Source organism: Streptomyces sirii, from assembly GCF_045690365.1.
Lineage (GTDB): Bacteria > Actinomycetota > Actinomycetes > Streptomycetales > Streptomycetaceae > Streptomyces > Streptomyces sirii.
This window is the reverse complement of the sequence record NZ_CP147982.1, coordinates 2986911-3005296: the sequence shown is the minus strand read 5'-3', so window position 1 is coordinate 3005296 and position 18386 is coordinate 2986911. Positions and strand designations below refer to the sequence as shown.

The following is an 18386-nucleotide window of genomic DNA, read 5'->3' as shown; positions in this document are numbered from 1 at the left end:
GGAAAGAATCCGGACAGGGAGGCCGTAGAACCACTCAGGGAGCACCGGAGAGCCGCATGACCGACGCCCAGCCCCACGACCCCGCCCGCGACGACGCCCGGCATCCGGCCCGCGACCGCCCGGAGAGCGACCGGACCCCGGAGAACGACCAGATCCCGGACAACGACCGGGCCGCCGCTCATACCGCGGCCGTCGAGCGGGCGCTCGCCGCGCTCGACCTCGACACCAAGGTCCGGCTGCTGTCCGGTCAGGACATGTGGACGCTGCCGGCCGTGCCCGGGATCGGGCTGCGCTCGCTGGTGATGTCGGACGGCCCGATCGGGGTGCGGGGCCGGCAGTGGAGTGCCGAGGACCCCTCGATCGCGCTGCCCGGCCCCACGGCGCTGGCCGCCACCTGGGACCCCGGGCTGGCCCGCCGGGCCGGTCACCTCCTCGCCCAGGAAGCCCGCCGCAAGGGTGTGCACGTCCTGCTGGCCCCGACCGTCAATCTGCACCGCTCACCGCTGGGCGGCCGCCACTTCGAGTGCTATTCGGAGGACCCGCTGCTCACCGGCGCGATCGGCGCCGGATATGTGCGCGGTGTGCAGGAGGGCGGCGTCGGGACGACGGTCAAGCACTTCGTCGGCAACGACGCCGAGACCGACCGGCTGACCGTCGACAACCGCATCGCTCCCCGGCCGCTGCGCGAGCTGTATCTGGCGCCCTTCGAGCGCATCGTCGAAGAGGCCCGCCCCTGGGGCATCATGACCGCCTACAACCAGGTCAACGGCTCGACGATGACCGAGCACCGCTCGCTCGTCCACGATGTGCTGCGCGGCGAATGGGGCTTCGACGGCGTCAACGTCTCCGACTGGACGGCGGCCCGCGACACCGTGCGCGCCCTGCGCGGCGGGCTGGACGTGGCGATGCCGGGCCCCCGTACGGTCTTCGGCGCCCCGCTCGCCGAGGCCGTCCGCGCGGGGCAGGTCGCGGAGGCGGAAGTCGACGACGCGGTGCGCAGAGTGCTGCTGCTCGCCGCGCGTACGGGGTGTCTCGACGGGGTGCCGGCCGCCGTCGATCCGGCCGATGTCCCGCGCGGGATCGACGGCCGGGCCCTGGCCCGCGAGGTCGCCCGGCGAGGCTTCGTCCTGCTGCGCAACGAGTCCGTCGGCGGCGCGCGGCGGGCCCTGCCGATCGACCCCGCGGCGGTCCGGAGCATCGCCGTCATCGGCGCCGGTGCGCGCGAGGCGCGGGTGCTCGGCGGCGGCTCCGCGACGGTCTACCCCGAGTCCGTCGTCTCCCCGCTGGAGGGCCTGCGCACCGCGCTGCCCGACCACGTCGAGGTCGTCTACGCGGCCGGCGCCGAACCGCGCACCCGCCTCCCGCACGCCCGCGAGGGCTTCACCCTGCGCGCCCGCTACCTCGCCGCGGACGGCCGACTGCTGGCCGAGACGCCGCAGTTCGACGGGCAGGTGCGCGCCACGGGCGGCTTCCCGGCGGGCGTCACCCGGCAGAACCTCGCCGCCGTCGAACTGACCGGGAGCTTCACCCCACGGCTCACCGGCGGCCACACCTTCGCCGTCGCCGGCAGCGGCGAGCTGCGGCTGACCGTCGGCGGCTCGGTCCGCTTCGACGACCACTGCGCGCCGGAGGGCAACGACCCCTTCGAGATGCTGATGCACCCCGTCGAGCGGCGGGTGACGGCGGAGCTGACGGCGGGGGAGCACATCGAGGTCGCCCTGCGCTTCGTCCCGCTGCGGCTCGGCCTGGGCGAGGGCATCGACGCGCTCTACTTCTCCCTCGGCCACAGCGAGCCGCAGCTCGACCCCGACGCCGAGATCGAGGAGGCGGTCCGCGCCGCGGCGGCCGCCGATGTCGCGGTCGTGGTCGTCGCCACCACCGAGGAGGTCGAGTCCGAGGGCTTCGACCGCGGCGACCTGCGGCTGCCCGGCCGCCAGGACGAGCTGGTCACCCGGGTCGCCGCCGTCAACCCGCACACCGTCGTGGTCGTCAACTCCGGCTCGCCGGTGGAGCTGCCGTGGCGTGCGGAGGTGCCCGCGGTGCTGCTGAGTTGGTTCCCCGGCCAGGAAGCCGGTGCCGCGCTGGCGGACGTCCTGCTCGGCGCGCACGAGCCGGGCGGGCGGCTGCCCACCACCTGGCCGGCCCGGCTCGACGACGCCCCGGTCACCACCGTCACCCCGAGCCGGGGCCGACTCGACTACTCCGAGGGCGTGTTCATCGGCTACCGCGCCTGGCAGCGATCCGCTGTCGCCCCCGCGTACCCCTTCGGCCACGGTCTGGGCTACACCGACTGGGAGTACGAGTCGCTGGACACCACGCCGGACTCGGTGCGGGTCCGGGTCCGCAACGCGGGCGACCGGCCCGGCCGCGAGGTCGTCCAGATCTACCTGGCGTCGCCGGCGGACACCGCCCCGGATGCACCGGAGCGCCCGGCCCGCTGGCTGGCCGGCTTCGCCGTTGTCGAGGCCGCTCCCGGCGAGAGCGTCGAGGCCGAGATCCCGCTGCCGGACCGCGCCTTCGCGGTCTGGGAAGAGAAGGACCGCGGCTGGCGCCGGGTCGAGGGCGTCTACACCGTCGAGGCGGCGCACAGCGTCGCCGACCGCAGGCTGACCGGGGAGGTCACCGCCGGCTGACCCAAGCGCAGCCGGGGGCGCTCCTGTCCAGGGGCGCCCCCGCCGCCCGGTCATGAGGCCGCCGCCTTCATCGCCCCCGTCATGACGACCGCACCGACACGTTCCCGCCGCTGGTCCGCGCCGTCACCTTGTGCCCGGACTTCGGGTCCGTCGGCACGGAGACCTTGCTGGTGCCGCCGCTGGTCGAGGCGTCCACCGCGTAGGTGCCCTTCGGGAGGCGGATGGTCACATTGCCCCCGCTGGTCCGCCCCGAGACCTCGTCGGGCGCCGAGTCCAGCGCGACGTCGACATTGCCGCCGCTGGTCTTCACCTTCGCCGAACGGGAGGTGGCGTCCGAGACGGTGATGTCGCCGCCGCTGGTCTCCGCGCTGATCCGGCCGGCGGTACCCCGGATGGTGATGTCCCCGCCGCTGGTGTGCAGATCGACCGAGGCGTCACGCGGCAGCAGCACCCGATAGTCCACCTCGCACTTGCGCCCCATGCCGCAGTCCTCGGCCTTCAGCGTCAGCAGGCCGTCCTTGACCCCGTGCTCCGGTGTCGGCTTGCGGTCGTTGTAGCGGTACTTCTCGCGCACCTTGACCGACCCTCCGGCGTCGACCGGCACCACCTCGATGTTCCCGCCGTGCGTGGTCGCCGACAGCGCGGTGACCTTGCCGTCGACCGAGTACGTGCGCTCCGCCTCCTTCGTCGGGCCGAAACCCGACAGCGAGCAGCCGGTCACCAGCGCGGTCAACGCCGCACAGGACAGGACGAGATGAGGAACGCGGAGGCGGGCCATGGTGACGAGTTCTCCCGGGGCAGGCGACGGTCGGAACGGATCGGAACCGATCACAGCCCATCTTCGGCCTTCGCCGCCCCGCGGTCGTCGCCGCACGGTATGACCTTGTCGTCACCGCACGGTATGACACTCCCCTAGGGGGACCCCCGCCCTCAGGCGGCCTCCGCGCCGGCCCGGGGCGCCCGCACCGAGAATCCGTACACGGTCTCCGAGCGGTAGCTCGCGCCGGGCCGCAGGACCGTGCCGGGGAAATCCGGGCGGTTGGGGGAGTCCGGGAAGTGCTGGGTTTCCAGGGCGAGACCGGCCGCCGGGCCGTAGGGGAACCCTGAGGTGCCGATCAGGGTGCCGTCGAGATGACCGGCGGTGTAGAGCTGCAGGCCCGGCTCGGTGGTGGCCAGCTCCAGTGCGCGGCCCGAGCGCGGGTCGTACAGCTCGGCGACCCTGCGCGGCTGCTCGCTCACCCCGCCGTCGAGCGCGAAGTTGTGGTCGTAGGCGCCGTCCACCGCCCGTGCCGTCCGGAAGTCGAAGCGGGTGCCGGCGACCTCGGCGGGCGCGCCCGGCAGCGGAATACCGGTGCTGTCGACGGGCGTGTACCGCGACGCCGCCAGCCGCAGCTCGTGCCCGGTGGCGCTGCCGCTGCCGTCCCCGCCCAGATTGAGATAGGTGTGGTTGGTGAGGCTGACGACCGTCGGAGCGTCGGTCCGCGCGCGGTAGGCGATCCGTAGCGCCGCGCCGCCCGGTCCGGCGGAGACGGTGTACCTCACGCGCACGTCCAGGGTGCCGGGGAAGCCCTCCTCGCCATCCGGGCCGACCCGGTGCAGCTCCACTCCGCCCTCGACCTCCCGGGCGTCCCACACCACCCGGGAGAAGCCGCCCGGCCCGCCGTGCAGGCTGTTGCGCCCGTCGTTCGGCGTCAGCGGGTACGTCCTGCCGTCGAGCGCGAAGTGCGCCCCGGCGATCCGGTTGGCGTACCGCCCGACCAGCGCGCCGAAGTACGACCCGCCGTGCACGACGTACGACGCGAGATCGGCGAAGCCGAGCGCCAGCTGCGCCGTCGCCCCGTCCCGGTCGGGGGCCTCGACGCTCTGGACGATCCCGCCATAGGTCAGCACCCCCACCCGTAGCGCGCCCGCCCCGGAGCCGGCCTGAAGGGTCCAGCGGTCGACGCCGGTGCCGTCGCCCAGCGTGCCGAAGGGTTCCCTGCCGACCTGCGTGTTCATGGCCGCGAGCCTAAGCCGGGCGGCCGTCCGGTGCCCTCCGGGGACCGCGGACGGCTACCGCGGCGTGTCCGAGCCGTGCCCCGACCGGGCTATGCCGGCCTGCGGGTGATCGCCCGGAAGGCCAGCTCCGCGAGTTCCTTCTGGCCGCGGGCGCCCGGATGGAACCAGTCCCAGGTGCTCAACTGCCGGTCGGTGAAGCGGTAGTCGAAGACCGAGCCGTCGAACCGGCACAGCGGATCCTTGCCGCACACCTCCGCCAGCGCCGCGTTGTACGCGACCACCCGCGCCCGGACCTTCGCCCGCCGGTCCTGCGCCGGCTTCGTCAGATCGTCCGGGTCGCGCAGCATCGATCCGCAGATCCCCAGCTTCCACACTTCCTTGCCGAGCGGGTTCTTACGGCCCTCGGACCACAGCCGCAGCAGATCCGGCACCGCGGCGACATACACCTGGGTGTGCGGCAGGGCGCGCCGCAGGGACGTCAGCGACCGCGCGAAGTCGGCGCGGAAGGACGCCTCCGGCGTCATCGCGCCCACACTGCGCCGGCAGGCGTCGTTCGCGCCGATCAGGACCGTGACCAGTTCGGGCTTGCGCCGGACGGCCGAGGCGACCTGGACCGGCAGATCGCTCATCAGCGCGCCGGTCTTCGCGAAGTTCCAGCTCTGGGTGGCGGGGTGGGTGACCAGCCGCCGGGCCAGGCTGTCGACCTTGGGGTCGGTGCCGGTGGCCCAGGAGACCTCGGGGCAGTCGGAGAGCACCGTGCAGGCGTCGAAGCCGACGGTGATCGAGTCGCCGAGCGCCGCGAGCGAGCCGGGGTCGGTCCGCCATGTGGGCGCCTGCTTGGCCCGCTGCTTGCCCGAAGCGCTGGAGTGCGGGGCGGGGTCGCCGCCGGCACTACAGGCGGCCAGGGTGATCAGCAGGGCGGTAGCGGCGGCTACGGTGCGTGAGATTCGGCGGCCGGTGCGGCTGCGTCGGGGGCGAAAGGGTCGATCGATCTGCGTCATCCCCTGTCCCCTCCGGCGTGCGAGTGATATCTCTTCGGGTACCGACGGTACGTCACCCTTTCGCCTGGCACTGCGCGGTAGCTTTGCCCCGTGCCTGCCGGGCGGTGACCCAAAGTGGCAAGTGCAGTCGGCACAGACAAATTACATCACGTCATTTCCTGTCCCTTTTGCGGCAAATTCCGCCCAATGGTGTTTACTGTAGGTCACCTCGCATGCTGGTGCCGAAGTGATCACTGGGGCAGAATGGCAACTGTCCCGGCCGCAACCGGAACGGGCACGAGGCCGCTGGGGAAGGCGAACCTCGAACCGCACTGGAGGTCCCGGTGACGACACGTGGAGTTCTGTACGTCCACTCCGCTCCGCGCGCGCTGTGCCCGCACGTCGAATGGGCAGTGGCGGGCGTCCTCGGGGTGCGCGTCAACCTCGACTGGATCCGCCAGCCGGCGTCCCCGGGTACGTGGAGAGCCGAGTTCTCCTGGCAGGGCGAGGCCGGTACGGCCTCCAAACTGGCCTCCGCGCTGCGCGGCTGGCATCTGCTGCGCTTCGAGGTGACCGCGGAACCCTGCTCCACCGCCGAGGGCGAGCGCTACAGCTCCACCCCCGACCTGGGCATCTTCCACGCCGTCACGGGCATCCACGGCGACATCCTGATCCCCGAGGACCGGCTGCGCGCCGCGGTCGCCCGCTCCGCGCGCGGCGAGACCGAGCTGGCCGCCGAGGTGGCCAAACTCCTCGGCAAGCCCTGGGACGACGAGCTGGAGCCGTTCCGGTACGCCGGCGAGGGCGCCCCGGTCCGCTGGCTCCACCAGGTCGTCTGACGCCCGTTCAGTGCTCCCCCGACACGCCGGCCGCGCTTGCCCTGGAGTTCACTCCAGCCCTTAGCGTGCCGCCATGGCCGACAGCAACTCTTCCGACACCCCCTCAGTGGCGGTGCTCGGCACCGGAATCATGGGCACGGCGATGGCCCGCAACCTCGCCAGGGCCGGACTCGACGTCCGCGCCTGGAACCGCACCCGCGCCAAGGCCGAACCGCTGGCCGCCGACGGGGTCCGGATCGGGGACACCCCCGCCGACGCGGTGGACGGCGCCGAGGTGGTCCTGACCATGCTGCACGACGGGGACGCAGTCCTCGACGCGCTGCGGCAGGCGGCGCCGGCGCTCCGGGCCGGTGCGGTGTGGCTCCAGACGAGCACGGTGGGTCTCCAAGGGGTCGCCCCGCTCGCCCGGTTCGCCGACGAGCACCGGCTGCGCCTCGTGGACTGCCCGGTCCTGGGCACCAAAGCACCGGCGGAGAAAGGCGAGTTGACGATCCTGGCGGCCGGCCCACAGGAAGTGCGCGAGCGCGCCGGGCAGGTCTTCGACATCGTCGGGAGTGCCACCCACTGGGTCGGCGAGGACGCCGCGAGCGGGGCGGCCAGCCGCCTCAAGCTCGTCGTCAACAGCTGGGTGCTGACCCTCATCAACGGCACGGGGGAGGCGCTCGCGCTCGCCGAGGGGCTCGGGGTCGACCCGCGCGACTTCCTCGCCGCGGTCGCCGGCGGGGCGCTCGACGTGCCGTATCTGCGGCTGAAATCCGAGCTGATCCTGTCCGGGAACTACCCTGCGAGCTTCACGGTGTCCGCGGCCCGCAAGGACGCCCGGCTCATCACCGGGGCCGCCAGGGACGCCGGCGTACGGATGGATCTGGCGGCGGCGGCCGCCGAGCGTTTTCGCCGGGCCGAGGAGCTGGGTCACGGTGACGAGGACGGCGCGGCCGCGTACTTCGCGAGCTTCGACGACCAGGGCCTCTCCCCCGGGACAGGGGAGGCCAGGCCCTAAGGGCAGGCCCTAGGGACACGCCAAGGGCCCGCCCGGTGCGGTTCACCGGGCGGGCCCTTGGCGTATGGGGCGCGTCGTCCTCGTCAGACCGTGCGGAAGGCGAGCACGACGTTGTGGCCGCCGAAGCCGAACGAGTCGTTCAGGGCCGCGATCCGGCCCTCGGCGGGCAGCTTGCGGGCCTCGCCACGGACGACGTCCGCGTCGGCCTCCGGGTCGAGCTCCTCGACGTTGATCGTCGGCGGGGCCGTCCGGTGGTACAGCGCCAGGATCGAGGCGACCGTCTCGATACCGCCCGCACCGCCCAGGAGGTGACCGGTCATCGACTTCGTGGCGGAGACCGCCATGTGGTCGGTGTCGTCGCCGAAGACCTTGCGCAGCGCCTTCAGTTCGGCCAGATCGCCCTGCGGCGTGGAGGTGGCATGCGCGTTGACGTGCATGATCTCCGCCGGGTCGAGATCGGTGTTGTCCAGCAGGTTCTGCAGCGCGTGCGCGATGCCGTTGCCGGACGGCTCGGGCTGCACGATGTCGTGGCTGTCGGCGGAGATGCCCTGGCCGACCGCCTCGGCGTAGACCTTGGCGCCGCGCTTGGCGGCGTGCTCGGCGGACTCCAGGACGATGACGCCGGCGCCCTCACCCATGACGAAGCCGTTGCGCCCGGTGTCGAAGGGGCGCGAGGCGCCCTGCGGGTCGTCGTTCGACTTCGACATCGCCATCATGTTGCCGAACGCGGCGATCGGCAGCGGGTGGATGGCCGCCTCCGTACCGCCCGCGACGACGATGTCGGCACGGCCCGTACGGATCATCTCGATGGCGTAGCCGATCGCCTCGGAGCCGGACGCACAGGCGCTGACCGGGGTGTGCACACCCGCGCGGGCGTTCACGTCCAGGCCGACGTTTGCGGACGGGCCGTTGGGCATCAGCATCGGCACCGTGTGCGGGGAGACGCGGCGTACGCCCTTCTCCTTGAGCACGTCGTACTGGCCGAGCAGGGTGGTCACACCGCCGATGCCGGAGGCGATGACCGTGCCGAGCCGGTCGGGGTTGACCGAGCCGGCGTCGCCGGCGGCCGGGTCGGGCTCACCGGCCTTGGCGGTGAAACCGGCATCGGCCCAGGCCTCGCGGGCGGCGATCAGGGCGAACTGCGCCGAGCGGTCCAGCTTGCGGGCCTGCGCCCGGGGGAGGACCTCCGACGGGTCGACGGCCGCCTGCGCGGCGATGCGGACGGGCATGTCGGCGGCCCAGTCCTGGTCGAGGTTGCTGACACCGGAGCGTCCGGCGAGCAGGGCCTCCCAAGTCGAAGCGCTGTCGCCACCCAGCGGTGTGGTTGCGCCGATACCGGTGACGACCACGGTGCGATTGGTCGCGTTCACGGGAATTCTTACTCCACGGGTAGAGGGGTCTGAATCGACGGCGCCACCGCCAGGTGGCGACATGCGCGGGAGCTGGATCAGCTCTGGTGCTTGAGGATGTAGTCGGTCGCGTCGCCGACCGTCTTGAGGTTCTTGACGTCGTCGTCGGGGATCTTCACGTCGAAGCGCTCTTCGGCGGCGACGACCACCTCGACCATGGACAGCGAGTCGACGTCCAGGTCGTCGGTGAAGGACTTGTCCACCTGGACGTCCTCGGTCGGGATGCCGGCGATCTCGTTCACGATCTCGGCGAGACCCTTGACGATCTCTTCCTGAGTGGCGGCCATGATGGCGCTCCTTCGGTCATTTTAAGGGGAACTGCGTTACTTGTGGTGAAGGTCCGTGCGGCGGCCGACACGTCCGAGGACATGCGGTGCTGCGCAGATCTTGCCTAGGGGAGGGTAACGACCGTCGCGGCGTAGACGAGACCCGCCCCGAAGCCGATGACCAGCGCGGTGTCACCGCTCTTGGCCTGCCCGGTCGCCAACAGCCGCTCCATGGCGAGCGGAATGGAGGCTGCCGAGGTGTTGCCGGTGGTCTCCACGTCGCGGGCGACCGTCACGCTCTCCGGCAGCTTCAGAGTCTTCACCATCGAGTCGATGATCCGCATGTTGGCCTGGTGCGGGATGAAGACGTCCAGGTCGTCCGGGCTGACTCCGGCCGCGTCCAGCGCCTGCTGGGCGATCTTCGCCATCTCGAACACCGCCCACCGGAAGACCGCTTGGCCCTCCTGCGTGATGGCGGGGTACCGGATCTCCTCCAGGGCGGGGCGCGCTTCGGGCCCGTCGCCCCCGGGGAGCGGGGTGGAGCGGTAGACGTCCCAGCCGAGGGTCTGCTTGATGGTCTCGGACTTGTCGCCCTCCGAACCCCAGACCGTCGGGCCGATCGCCGGCTCCTTGGCCGGGCCGACGATCACCGCGCCGGCGCCGTCGCCGAAGAGGAAGGCCGTCGCGCGGTCCTCCAGGTCGGTCAGGTCCGAGAGCCGCTCGACGCCGATGACCAGCACGTACTCCGCGCTGCCCTCGACCACCATGCCCTTGGCCAGGGTCAGTGCGTAGCCGAAGCCCGCGCAGCCCGCCGAGATGTCGAAGGCGGCCGGCTTGCCGGCGCCGATGCGATGCGCGATCTCGGTCGCGATGGCCGGCGTCTGCTTGAAGTGCGAGACGGTGGAGACGATCACGGCGCCGATCTGCTCGGGCGTGATGCCGGCGTCGGCGATCGCCTTGCCGGACGCCTCGATCGACATGGTCGCGACGGTCTCGTCCGGGCTCGCCCAGTGGCGGGTGGCGATGCCGGACCGCGAACGGATCCACTCGTCGGACGAGTCGATGTGCTTGAGGATCTCCTCGTTGGGCACGACACGGGTCGGGCGGTAGCCGCCGACACCCATGATCCGCGCGTACGGGGCGCCCTTCGAGGGCTTGATCTTCGAGGTCATGCGCTTCGGACTCCTATTCGGCCGGTGCAGAGCCTGCGGCGGAGACGACCGATCCCGCTTCGGCGATCAGCGTGCGGGCCGCGTCGAGGTCGTCGGGCGTCTTGAGGGCGAGGGTCCGCACTCCGGGCAGCGCACGCTTGGCAAGACCGGTGAGCGTACCGCCGGGGGCGGCCTCGATGAGCGCGGTGACGCCGAGCTCCTTGAAGGTCTCCATGCACAGGTCCCAGCGCACGGGGTTGGCCACCTGGCCGACCAGGCGCTGTACCAGTTCCTGACCGGAGGAGACCAGCTTCCCGTCCTTGTTGGAGACGTAACGCGTGTGCGGATCGGCGACCGAGAGCTGGGAGGTCGCCGATTCCAGAGCCGAGACGGCAGGTGCCATGTGGTGAGTATGGAACGCGCCGGCGACCTTCAGGGGTACGACCCGGCGAGTGCCTTCCGGCTTGTTCTCGACCAGCGCGGCGATCTGCTCGGCGGTACCCGCGGCGACGATCTGACCGGCGCCGTTCACATTCGCCGGGGTCAGGCCCAGCTGCTCCAGATGCGGGATGACGACGGACTCGTCGCCGCCCAGCAGGGCGGCCATACCGGTCTCGGTGACGGCGGCGGCCTCGGCCATCGCCTGGCCGCGCCTGCGCACCAGCGTCATCGCGGCCTCGTCGGAGACCGCGCCGGTCAGCGCGGCGGCGGCGAGCTCACCGACGCTGTGGCCGGCAGCCGCGCCGACCTGGGCGGCGAAGTCGTCGGCCGTCGCGAACAGCCGGCGGGCGGAGATCAGGGCGGAGGCCACCAGCAGCGGCTGCGCCACCGCGGTGTCGCGGATCTCCTCCTCGCCGGCCTTCGTGCCGTAGTGGACCAGGTCCAGGTCGATGGCTGCCGACCACTCACGGAGCCGGTCTTCGACACCGGGGAGGTCGAGCCAGGGAGTCAGGAAGCCGGGCGTCTGAGCGCCTTGGCCGGGAGCGACGAGTACGAGCACCCTCACACTCTCTCTTGTGGGTGGTTCCGTCCGCCCGTGGGGACAGGGACGAAGAACCATCGGGGTAATTGTTGGTCTCCGACAAAAGTCTAGGGTTGGGCCTCACCGTCAGCCAGACGCCCCAGAATCAGCGCGATACGGAGTGTGAACGCCGAGCGCACATCGGAGGGCGACCACCCGGTGACGTCTGTCACACGTCGGAGCCGATAGCGCACGGTGTTGGGGTGGACGAAGAGCATCCGGGCGGCGCCTTCCAGGCTGCTCGCCTGCTCCAGATAGACGCTCAGCGTCTCCAGGAGCGCGGACCCCGCCTCCTCCAGCGGTCTGTAGATCTCCTCCACCAGTTGGTCTCGCGCCACCGGGTCCGAGGCCATCGCGCGCTCCGGCAGCAGATCGTCCGCGAGGACCGGGCGCGGGGCGTCCGGCCAGGCGGCGCAGGCCCGCAGCCCGGCCGCCGCGGCCTGTGCGGACCGGGTCGCGGCCAGCAGGTCCGAGACCACCGGACCGGCCACCACCGGACCGGCCGCATACGGGCCGATCAGTGCCTTCGCCGCCTTGAGCGGGTTGTCCGAGCCGCCCGCGATCACCACCAGGCGGGAGCCCAGCACGCCGGTGAGGACCTGGAGCTTGGCGTGCCGGGCAGCCCGCCGGATCGCTTCCACGGTCAGCTCGCTGTCGCCGTCCGGGGCGGTGCCCAGCACCACGCACACATGCTCGGGGGAGTTCCAGCCCAGCGCCGCCGCCCGCGAGACCGCGCCCTCGTCGGCCTCCCCGGACAGCACCGCGTTGACCACCAGCGACTCCAGCCGGGCGTCCCACGCGCCGCGCGCCTCGGCCGCCTGGGCGTACACCTGGGCGGTGGCGAAGGCGATCTCCCGGGCGTAGACCAGCAGCGCCTCGCGCAGCACCGACTCGTCCCCCGGGGCGGCGACCTCGTCGATGGCCGTCTCCATGACCTCGATGGTCGTGCGGACCATCTCCACGGTCTGGCGCAGCGTGATCGCCCGGGTCAGCTCGCGCGGCGCCGTACCGAAGACATCGGTGCTGATCGCCTGCGGGGTCTCCGGATGCCGGAACCATTCGGTGAAGGCGGCGATACCGGCCTGGGCCACCAGGCCGATCCAGGAGCGGTTCTCCGGTGGCATCGCGCGGTACCACGGCAGCGTGGCGTCCATGCGGGCGATGGCCGCGGCGGCCAGTTTGCCGGACGAGTTCTCCAGGCGCCGGAGGGTCGCGGAGTGCGGGTGCGCGTCGCGCGATGCGGGTTCAGACACGGGACAAGCCTGCACTATCGGGACGGGGAGGTGAGGGGGTGGGGCTACGGTGGGCCGATGATTGAGGTGCGCAGGGGCGCGGAACGCTATCGGGGCGGCGATCCGAACGCCGGGATCGAGTCGCTGCACGCGTTCTCGTTCGGGCCCCACTTCGACCCGGACAACCTGCGCTTCGGCGCGCTGATCGCCTGCAACGAAGAGCGGCTGGCGGCCGGCGCGGGCTTCGACGAGCATCCGCATCGCGACACCGAGATCGTGACCTGGGTGATCGAGGGCGAGCTGACCCACCGCGACTCGGCCGGCCACGAGACCACGGTACGCCCCGGCGATCTCCAGCGGCTCAGCTCGGCGGGCGGCGTACGGCATGTGGAGCGCAACACGTCCGACCGGCCGTTGCGCTTCGTCCAGATGTGGCTGGCGCCGACCGAATTCGGCGGGGAGCCGTCCTACGAGGTGGTGCGCGGCATCGCCGACGGCACCCCCTACGCGGTCCCGCGGGCCGACGCCATGCTTCACCTGCGCCGCCTGGCCGACGGCGAGCGCACCGCGGTCCCGGACGCCGCACGGGCCTATGTGCACGTGGTGCGGGGCGCCGTACGGCTCGGCGGACAGGCGCTACGGGCGGGCGACGCGGCCCGGATCACCGACGGGGCCGGCCTGGAGCTGACGGGGCTGGCCGCGTCGGAGTGCCTGGTGTGGGAGATGGCGGCGGAGCCTCGGCACGGATGAGGCGGGCGCGCGGGCCCCGGACGCCCGGTGCCCGCACGCGGTGCCGTGAGGGGGCCGTCAGGCCGGCCGGGCCAGCTCGGTCAGCACCGCGTCGGTCAGCTGGGGCCAGACCTCGATCGCCCACGGGCCGAAGGCCCGGTCGCTCAGCGCCACACAGGCGGCCCGGGCGTCCGGGTCCACCCACAGGAACGTTCCGGACTGCCCGAAGTGCCCGAACGTGCGGGGTGAGGACAGCGCCCCGGTCCAGTGCGGCGACTTGCCGTCGCGGATCTCGAAGCCCAGCCCCCAGTCGTTGGGCTTCTGATGGCCGTAGCCCGGCAGCACACCCGTCAGACCGGGGAAGACCACCCGCGTCGCCGCCGCGAGCGTCTCGGGCGCGAGCAGCCGGGGCGCCTGGAGCTCGGCCGCGAAGCGGACCAGGTCGGCGACCGTGGAGACGCCGTCCTTGGCGGGCGAGCCGGCCAGCTCGGTCGCGGACATGCCCAGCGGTGCGAGCACCGCCTCGTGCAAATACTGCGGGAAGGGGATGTCGGTCGCCTTGGCTATGTGGTCGCCCAGCGCTTCGAAACCGGCGTTGGAGTAGATCCTGCGGGTCCCCGGCTCGGCCATCGCACGCTGCTCGTCGAAGGCCAGCCCGGAGGTGTGCGCGAGCAGATGGCGCACCGTGGAGCCCTCGGGTCCGGCCGGTTCGTCCAGCTCGATCGCGCCCTCCTCGACGGCCAGCAGCGCGGCGTACGCGGCCAGCGGCTTGGTCACCGACGCGAGCGGGAACCGCTGCTCCAGGGGCCCGTACGAGCCGGCCACCACCCCGTCGGCTCGTACCACGGCGGCCGCGGCGGTGGGCACCGGCCAGTTCTCGATCATCCGGAGGCTCTGCATGCCCACGAGCCTAACGGTCCCAAATTCAGGTCAAGTCTGCGCGTGATCGGCGCTTGCTTGGAGTGCGCTCCAAGTCTCTAGCGTTGAGGACGTCGAGAAGGATCCGGCGAAAGAGCCGGGCGAGATCCGGCGAATCAGGGGAGACGGGGCATGACGGTGACGCAGAGCGAGCCGGTCGCGAGCGGCGCGGCCGGCGGACTGCCGACGAAGGTGCGCGACTGCGGCACCGCGCCGCCGCACCCGCGCCCGGCCGGCCGCGACCAGTACACGATCAGCGAGGTGGCCGAGCACACCGGGCTCAGCGCCCACACCCTGCGCTGGTACGAGCGGATCGGCCTGATGCCGCATGTGGACCGCACGCACACCGGGCAGCGCCGCTTCACCAACCGCGATCTCGACTGGCTGAGCCTGGTCACCAAGCTGCGGCTGACTGGTATGCCGGTCGCGGACATGGTCCGCTACGCCGAGCTGGTGCGGGCCGGCGAGTCCACCTTCGCCGAGCGCGAGCACCTGCTGACCGCGCACCGCGAGGACGTACGCCAGCGGATAGCGGAGCTGCAGAGCACGCTGGACGTACTCGACTACAAGATCGATATCTATGCCGACGCCCGGCGGGCGTCCGAGAGGTTCTGAGGTCTCCATGAGCAGCGAGAAGATCGAGACGGTCGAGCTGGGCACCGGCGGTCCCCGGGTCGGGGTGCAGGGCCTCGGCTGCATGGGCATGAGCTTCGCCTACGGCCCCACGGACGCCGACGAGGCGCGAGCCACGCTGGAGCGCGCGCTGGAGCTGGGTGTGACGCTCTACGACACCGCCGACATGTACGGCATGGGGGAGAACGAGAAGTTCATCGCCCCGTTCGTCCAGGCGCACCGCGACGAGATCGTGCTCGCCACCAAGTTCGCGATAGCGCTCGACCCGGACGACCCGACCGAGCGGATCATCCGCAACGACCGGGCCTACATCCGCCAGTCCGTCGAGGGCAGCCTCAAGCGCCTGGGCGTGGACGAGATCGACCTGTACTACATGCACCGGCGCGATGTGCGGGTCCCCATCGAGGAGACGGTCGCCGCGATGGCCGAGCTGGTCGCCGAGGGCAAGGTCAAGCACCTCGGGCTGAGCGAGGTGACCGGCTCCGAGCTGCGCGCGGCGCAGGCCGTGCACCCGATCGCGGCGCTGCAGTCCGAGTGGTCGCTGTTCAGCCGGGACATCGAGGACGGTGTGGTGCCGGCGGCCGCCGAGCTCGGCGTCGGCCTCGTCCCCTACTCGCCGCTCGGCCGGGGCTTCTTGACCGGTGCGTTCGTCAGCGCCGACAAGGAGCTGAGCCAGGACGACTTCCGCCGCCACCAGCCGCGGTTCACCGGCGACAACGCGGCCGCGAACGCCGCGCTGCTGGATCCGATCCGCAAGATCGCCGAGGCCCGCGGCGCGACGCTCGGCCAGATAGCGCTGGCCTGGGTGCAGCAGCGGGCCGCGGCGCACGGCCTGGCCGTCGTCCCGATCCCCGGCACCCGCAAGCGCACCCGCGTCGAGGAGAACACCGCCGCGATCGGCATCCGGCTGACCGAGCAGGAGCTGGCCGTCCTGGAGCCGATCGCCGCGGAGGTGGCGGGGCCGCGCTACGCGGACATGTCGTTCACCTCGGCGGGGCGGGACTGACCGCCCCGGCCTTCGGGGCGCGGACCCGGCGTACGCCCCCCGCTCCCCGATGGCCGCTCACGCGAGCCCCAGCGCGAAGGCCGCGAACCCGGCGGCCAGTACGGCGGCCAGGGCCCGGCGCACCCGGGTGACGCCGGTCCAGGGCGCCTCGAAGCGCCGGGTCGTCCGCGCGATCACCAGCAGGGCCGCGGCGAAGACCGGCAGCCAGGCGATCCGGGCCAGGAGCCAGCCGAGCGTGTCGGGCGCGACGGTCAGCCCCGGCACCGGGCTCAGGAAGGACGCGGGCACGGCCGCCGACAGCAGCGCCGTCTGATGCCAGCACAGGATCGTCATCGCGGAGAGGTTGACGAGCACCACCGGCGCCCACAGGGCCGGCCGGCGCAGGAGCCGCGCGAGCCGGTCGCGGAGCAGGATCGCGGCGCCCGACTGGGCCGCGGCCAGGGCCAGGACCAGCAGCGACGGCGGATGGGAGTTCGTACGGTCCTGACCGGGGACGCCGACCATGCTCGCCGGGTAGCCGAACCACAGCAGCAGCACGGCGAACAGCGCGGCCCCTCCGAGCAGCAGCGCCCACGCGGCGCGTCTGCCGAGCCGCCGCTCACCCCAGCAGACCCCGAGCTGGTAGGCGAACATCCAGCCGGGCAGCAGATTCACAAGGCTCAGCCAGGACGGCATGTCCGGCGCCGCCGGCCCGTAGCGCAGAAGGTCCACCGACGCCACGGCCGCCGCCAGCGGCGCCGCGGCCCAGGCGCCCGTCCACCGCGCCGCGCGGAGGCAGTACGGCGTCAGCGCGGTGATCACCGCGTAGACGCCGACGAACCACAGCGGCTGGATCACCAGCGTCGCCCCGGTCCGCAGGGTCGCCTCCGGCACCCCCAGGCCGTACAGCAGCGGCGCCAGCGTCGCCCACACCGCCGTCACCCCCAGGACCGGGCGCCCCAGCCGGACCAGCCGGCCGCGCAGCCAGCCGCCGGCGGACTCGCCGCGCGCCATGGCGCGCCTGAAGGACAGCGCCGAGGCGTAGCCGCCGACCAGGAAGAAGATGCCGAGCATCTGCAGCACCCAACTGGCGGGCGCGAGGAAGGAGAGGGAGGTCAGCGGACTGGCGTTGTGCAGTGCGCCGTCGGCGTCGCGGGTGAAGCCGCCGAGCAGCCAGTGGCCGGTGGGTACGGCGAGCAGCGCCAGGGCGCGCAGGCCGTCGATCGCCCGGTCGCGGTCCGCCGGGGTGCGCTCCTCGATCGCGCGGACGGCCTTGCGGGCCGCGCCGCCGAGGGCTGCCGGGAATGCGGTGTCCATGAGGCGTCCTTGAGTCCTTGAACCGGTGAGGTGAGGAGTGGGGAAGGGCGCGCGGCGTCAGCGCACGTCGCCGTAGCGGCCCAGCACGATGGCCGCGAAGCTCTGCAGGGAGTCGGTGCCGGGCGCGAGATAGCCGGTGTGGCCCTCGGCCCGTTCGGCCGAGACCCGGCGGGCGCCGAACGCGGGGTCGGTGGGGTCCGTGCCGTGCCCCAGACCCAGCAGCTGTACGTGCGGGACGTCGCCGATCCAGTCGGCGGCGTCCCGCGCCGCCCAGACCCGCGCCGGGCCGCGCAGCTCCGCCACGCTGTCCCGGCGCATACCGGGGGAGCCGAACACGATCAGGTCGGCTATCGGGCCGCGGCCCAGACGCGGTGCGGCCAACCCGCAGACCACCGAGCCGTAGCTGTGGCACAGCACGGCCGGGGCCGGGGCCTTGACGGCGGCCAGCCCGGACAGGAAGCGGGCCAGCCGCGGCGCACCGGCTTCGGCGAGCCGCCCGGTGGCGGCATCCGGACCGAGGCCGACCGGGGTGGTGTACCCGACCCAGGCGATGACCGCGGTGCGCGTGGTGGGAGCGTCGGCGGCCAGCTGCGCCCGCAGCGACCTGGCCATCCCGGTGGGCGTGCCGTACGGGTCCCGCGCGCGGTCGAACGAGGCCAGGTCGATGTCCGAGCCCGGCACGATCACCGCGGTGCGCTCGGCCCTCGCCAAGTCGCCGTGCACCTCGGCCACTTGGCCGCGACCGCGCGGGTCGAAGGCGAGGATCCGGCGGCCGGGGGCGAGCAGCGCGGCGCAGCGCTCGGCCGCCTTACGAGCCTGCCGGTGGTCCTCCAGGGTGCCGGCCGGGTCGGTGCTGCGGGCCAGCTGGCGGCCGCGTTCCGCCTTCAGGGCCAGGGAGTTGGCCTCGTACCGCAGGGCGAGGGGCGCACCGTCGAGGTTGCCCACGGTGAGCGGGTGCCGGGCGGCGAGAGCGTGCCGTTGGGCGTCGGTCAGCGAGGCGAAGAAGCGGGCGACCTCGGCCGGCCGCGCGCCCGCCGGGTCCGGCAGCCGGACGCCGAGGGCGTGGTCGGCGCGCCAGGCGGCGGCGCCGGGCGCGGGGCCGGTGACGGCGGTCTGCGCGGTGCCGGCCGCCCAGCCGCCGGTGCCGGCGGCCACGGCCACCGCGAGCGCGGCGCCGATGAGCGCGCGCCTGCTGCGTCGAACGGCGGTGCGCAGCACGGACATGGTGGTGTCTCCCTCTTCCGTTGGTGTGGCGGAGGGAAACGTAGGGAGCGG

Annotated in this window: 17 protein-coding genes; 6 read left to right on the top strand and 11 right to left on the bottom strand. The window is 72.8% G+C overall.

From position 1 onward, the window contains the following. The first annotated feature begins 56 nt into the window (after positions 1 to 56). Positions 57 to 2633, top strand: a complete 2577-nt coding sequence (locus WAB15_RS13545) for a beta-glucosidase family protein (RefSeq protein WP_407286374.1) — start codon at positions 57 to 59, stop codon at positions 2631 to 2633. 79 nt (positions 2634 to 2712) lie between these two features. Here WAB15_RS13545 and WAB15_RS13540 read toward each other — a convergent pair whose 3' ends face one another. The 3 genes from WAB15_RS13540 to WAB15_RS13530 all read right to left on the bottom strand — a co-directional run bounded on the left by WAB15_RS13540 (position 2713) and on the right by WAB15_RS13530 (position 5632). Then, a complete protein-coding gene (locus WAB15_RS13540; RefSeq protein WP_407286373.1) occupies positions 2713 to 3411 on the bottom strand; it encodes a DUF4097 family beta strand repeat-containing protein in 699 nt (232 codons plus the stop codon). A gap of 152 nt (positions 3412 to 3563) precedes the next feature. Further along, entirely contained in the window at positions 3564 to 4631 is a 1068-nt protein-coding gene (locus WAB15_RS13535) for an aldose epimerase family protein (protein ID WP_407286372.1), read from the bottom strand. Between the two features lie 89 nt (positions 4632 to 4720). Beyond that, a complete protein-coding gene (locus tag WAB15_RS13530) occupies positions 4721 to 5632 on the bottom strand; it encodes an SGNH/GDSL hydrolase family protein (protein WP_407286371.1) in 912 nt (303 codons plus the stop codon). Between the two features lie 323 nt (positions 5633 to 5955). On the opposite strand from WAB15_RS13530, the gene WAB15_RS13525 reads away from it, so the two are divergent. Both WAB15_RS13525 and WAB15_RS13520 read left to right on the top strand, forming a co-directional pair. Then, entirely contained in the window at positions 5956 to 6450 is a 495-nt protein-coding gene (locus WAB15_RS13525) for a DUF3145 domain-containing protein (RefSeq protein WP_018088059.1), read from the top strand. Positions 6451 to 6523: 73 nt separating this feature from the next. Beyond that, on the top strand, positions 6524 to 7450 hold the full coding sequence (locus WAB15_RS13520; RefSeq protein ID WP_399147918.1) for an NAD(P)-dependent oxidoreductase: 927 nt from the start codon (positions 6524 to 6526) through the stop codon (positions 7448 to 7450). Between the two features lie 83 nt (positions 7451 to 7533). Here WAB15_RS13520 and WAB15_RS13515 read toward each other — a convergent pair whose 3' ends face one another. The 5 genes from WAB15_RS13515 to WAB15_RS13495 form a co-directional block, all read right to left on the bottom strand. Next, positions 7534 to 8820 carry a beta-ketoacyl-[acyl-carrier-protein] synthase family protein gene (locus WAB15_RS13515; protein WP_399147919.1) on the bottom strand — a complete coding sequence of 429 codons (1287 nt, stop codon included), beginning with the start codon at positions 8818 to 8820 and terminating at the stop codon, positions 7534 to 7536. A 77-nt stretch (positions 8821 to 8897) separates the two neighbouring features. Continuing rightward, complete coding sequence (locus WAB15_RS13510) at positions 8898 to 9146, bottom strand: acyl carrier protein (protein WP_016572342.1); 249 nt, start codon at positions 9144 to 9146, stop codon at positions 8898 to 8900. Positions 9147 to 9250: 104 nt separating this feature from the next. Beyond that, on the bottom strand, positions 9251 to 10297 hold the full coding sequence (locus tag WAB15_RS13505; RefSeq protein ID WP_399147920.1) for a ketoacyl-ACP synthase III: 1047 nt from the start codon (positions 10295 to 10297) through the stop codon (positions 9251 to 9253). A 13-nt stretch (positions 10298 to 10310) separates the two neighbouring features. Then, the gene (locus WAB15_RS13500; RefSeq protein ID WP_399147921.1) at positions 10311 to 11276 is read right to left on the bottom strand and encodes an ACP S-malonyltransferase; all 966 of its coding nucleotides are present in this window, start codon (positions 11274 to 11276) and stop codon (positions 10311 to 10313) included. A gap of 89 nt (positions 11277 to 11365) precedes the next feature. Continuing rightward, positions 11366 to 12550 carry a PucR family transcriptional regulator gene (locus WAB15_RS13495; protein ID WP_399147922.1) on the bottom strand — a complete coding sequence of 395 codons (1185 nt, stop codon included), beginning with the start codon at positions 12548 to 12550 and terminating at the stop codon, positions 11366 to 11368. 57 nt (positions 12551 to 12607) lie between these two features. Between WAB15_RS13495 and WAB15_RS13490 the strand changes: the two genes are divergently transcribed. Further along, on the top strand, positions 12608 to 13279 hold the full coding sequence (locus tag WAB15_RS13490) for a pirin family protein (protein ID WP_407286370.1): 672 nt from the start codon (positions 12608 to 12610) through the stop codon (positions 13277 to 13279). A gap of 57 nt (positions 13280 to 13336) precedes the next feature. On the opposite strand, the gene WAB15_RS13485 is transcribed toward WAB15_RS13490, so the two are convergent. Then, the gene (locus tag WAB15_RS13485; protein WP_407286369.1) at positions 13337 to 14158 is read right to left on the bottom strand and encodes a serine hydrolase domain-containing protein; all 822 of its coding nucleotides are present in this window, start codon (positions 14156 to 14158) and stop codon (positions 13337 to 13339) included. 150 nt (positions 14159 to 14308) lie between these two features. Between WAB15_RS13485 and WAB15_RS13480 the strand changes: the two genes are divergently transcribed. Together WAB15_RS13480 and WAB15_RS13475 are read left to right on the top strand one after the other, a co-directional pair. Continuing rightward, positions 14309 to 14791 carry a MerR family transcriptional regulator gene (locus WAB15_RS13480; RefSeq protein WP_399147925.1) on the top strand — a complete coding sequence of 161 codons (483 nt, stop codon included), beginning with the start codon at positions 14309 to 14311 and terminating at the stop codon, positions 14789 to 14791. A gap of 7 nt (positions 14792 to 14798) precedes the next feature. After that, a complete protein-coding gene (locus tag WAB15_RS13475; protein WP_407286368.1) occupies positions 14799 to 15815 on the top strand; it encodes an aldo/keto reductase in 1017 nt (338 codons plus the stop codon). A 57-nt stretch (positions 15816 to 15872) separates the two neighbouring features. Here WAB15_RS13475 and WAB15_RS13470 read toward each other — a convergent pair whose 3' ends face one another. Then, complete coding sequence (locus tag WAB15_RS13470) at positions 15873 to 17111, bottom strand: acyltransferase (protein ID WP_399147927.1); 1239 nt, start codon at positions 17109 to 17111, stop codon at positions 15873 to 15875. Between the two features lie 57 nt (positions 17112 to 17168). After that, a complete protein-coding gene (locus tag WAB15_RS13465; RefSeq protein WP_407286367.1) occupies positions 17169 to 18335 on the bottom strand; it encodes an alpha/beta hydrolase in 1167 nt (388 codons plus the stop codon). Positions 18336 to 18386: the final 51 nt, after the last annotated feature.

Coding starts and splice junctions, on each gene's coding strand:
- WAB15_RS13545 (WP_407286374.1), top strand. CDS start 57: ATGACCGACGCCCAGCCCCACGACCCCGCCCGCGACGACGCCCGGCAT.
- WAB15_RS13540 (WP_407286373.1), bottom strand. CDS start 3,411: ATGGCCCGCCTCCGCGTTCCTCATCTCGTCCTGTCCTGTGCGGCGTTG.
- WAB15_RS13535 (WP_407286372.1), bottom strand. CDS start 4,631: ATGAACACGCAGGTCGGCAGGGAACCCTTCGGCACGCTGGGCGACGGC.
- WAB15_RS13530 (WP_407286371.1), bottom strand. CDS start 5,632: ATGACGCAGATCGATCGACCCTTTCGCCCCCGACGCAGCCGCACCGGC.
- WAB15_RS13520 (WP_399147918.1), top strand. CDS start 6,524: ATGGCCGACAGCAACTCTTCCGACACCCCCTCAGTGGCGGTGCTCGGC.
- WAB15_RS13510 (WP_016572342.1), bottom strand. CDS start 9,146: ATGGCCGCCACTCAGGAAGAGATCGTCAAGGGTCTCGCCGAGATCGTG.
- WAB15_RS13505 (WP_399147920.1), bottom strand. CDS start 10,297: ATGACCTCGAAGATCAAGCCCTCGAAGGGCGCCCCGTACGCGCGGATC.
- WAB15_RS13490 (WP_407286370.1), top strand. CDS start 12,608: ATGATTGAGGTGCGCAGGGGCGCGGAACGCTATCGGGGCGGCGATCCG.
- WAB15_RS13485 (WP_407286369.1), bottom strand. CDS start 14,158: ATGCAGAGCCTCCGGATGATCGAGAACTGGCCGGTGCCCACCGCCGCG.
- WAB15_RS13480 (WP_399147925.1), top strand. CDS start 14,309: ATGACGGTGACGCAGAGCGAGCCGGTCGCGAGCGGCGCGGCCGGCGGA.
- WAB15_RS13475 (WP_407286368.1), top strand. CDS start 14,799: ATGAGCAGCGAGAAGATCGAGACGGTCGAGCTGGGCACCGGCGGTCCC.
- WAB15_RS13470 (WP_399147927.1), bottom strand. CDS start 17,111: ATGGACACCGCATTCCCGGCAGCCCTCGGCGGCGCGGCCCGCAAGGCC.
- WAB15_RS13465 (WP_407286367.1), bottom strand. CDS start 18,335: ATGTCCGTGCTGCGCACCGCCGTTCGACGCAGCAGGCGCGCGCTCATC.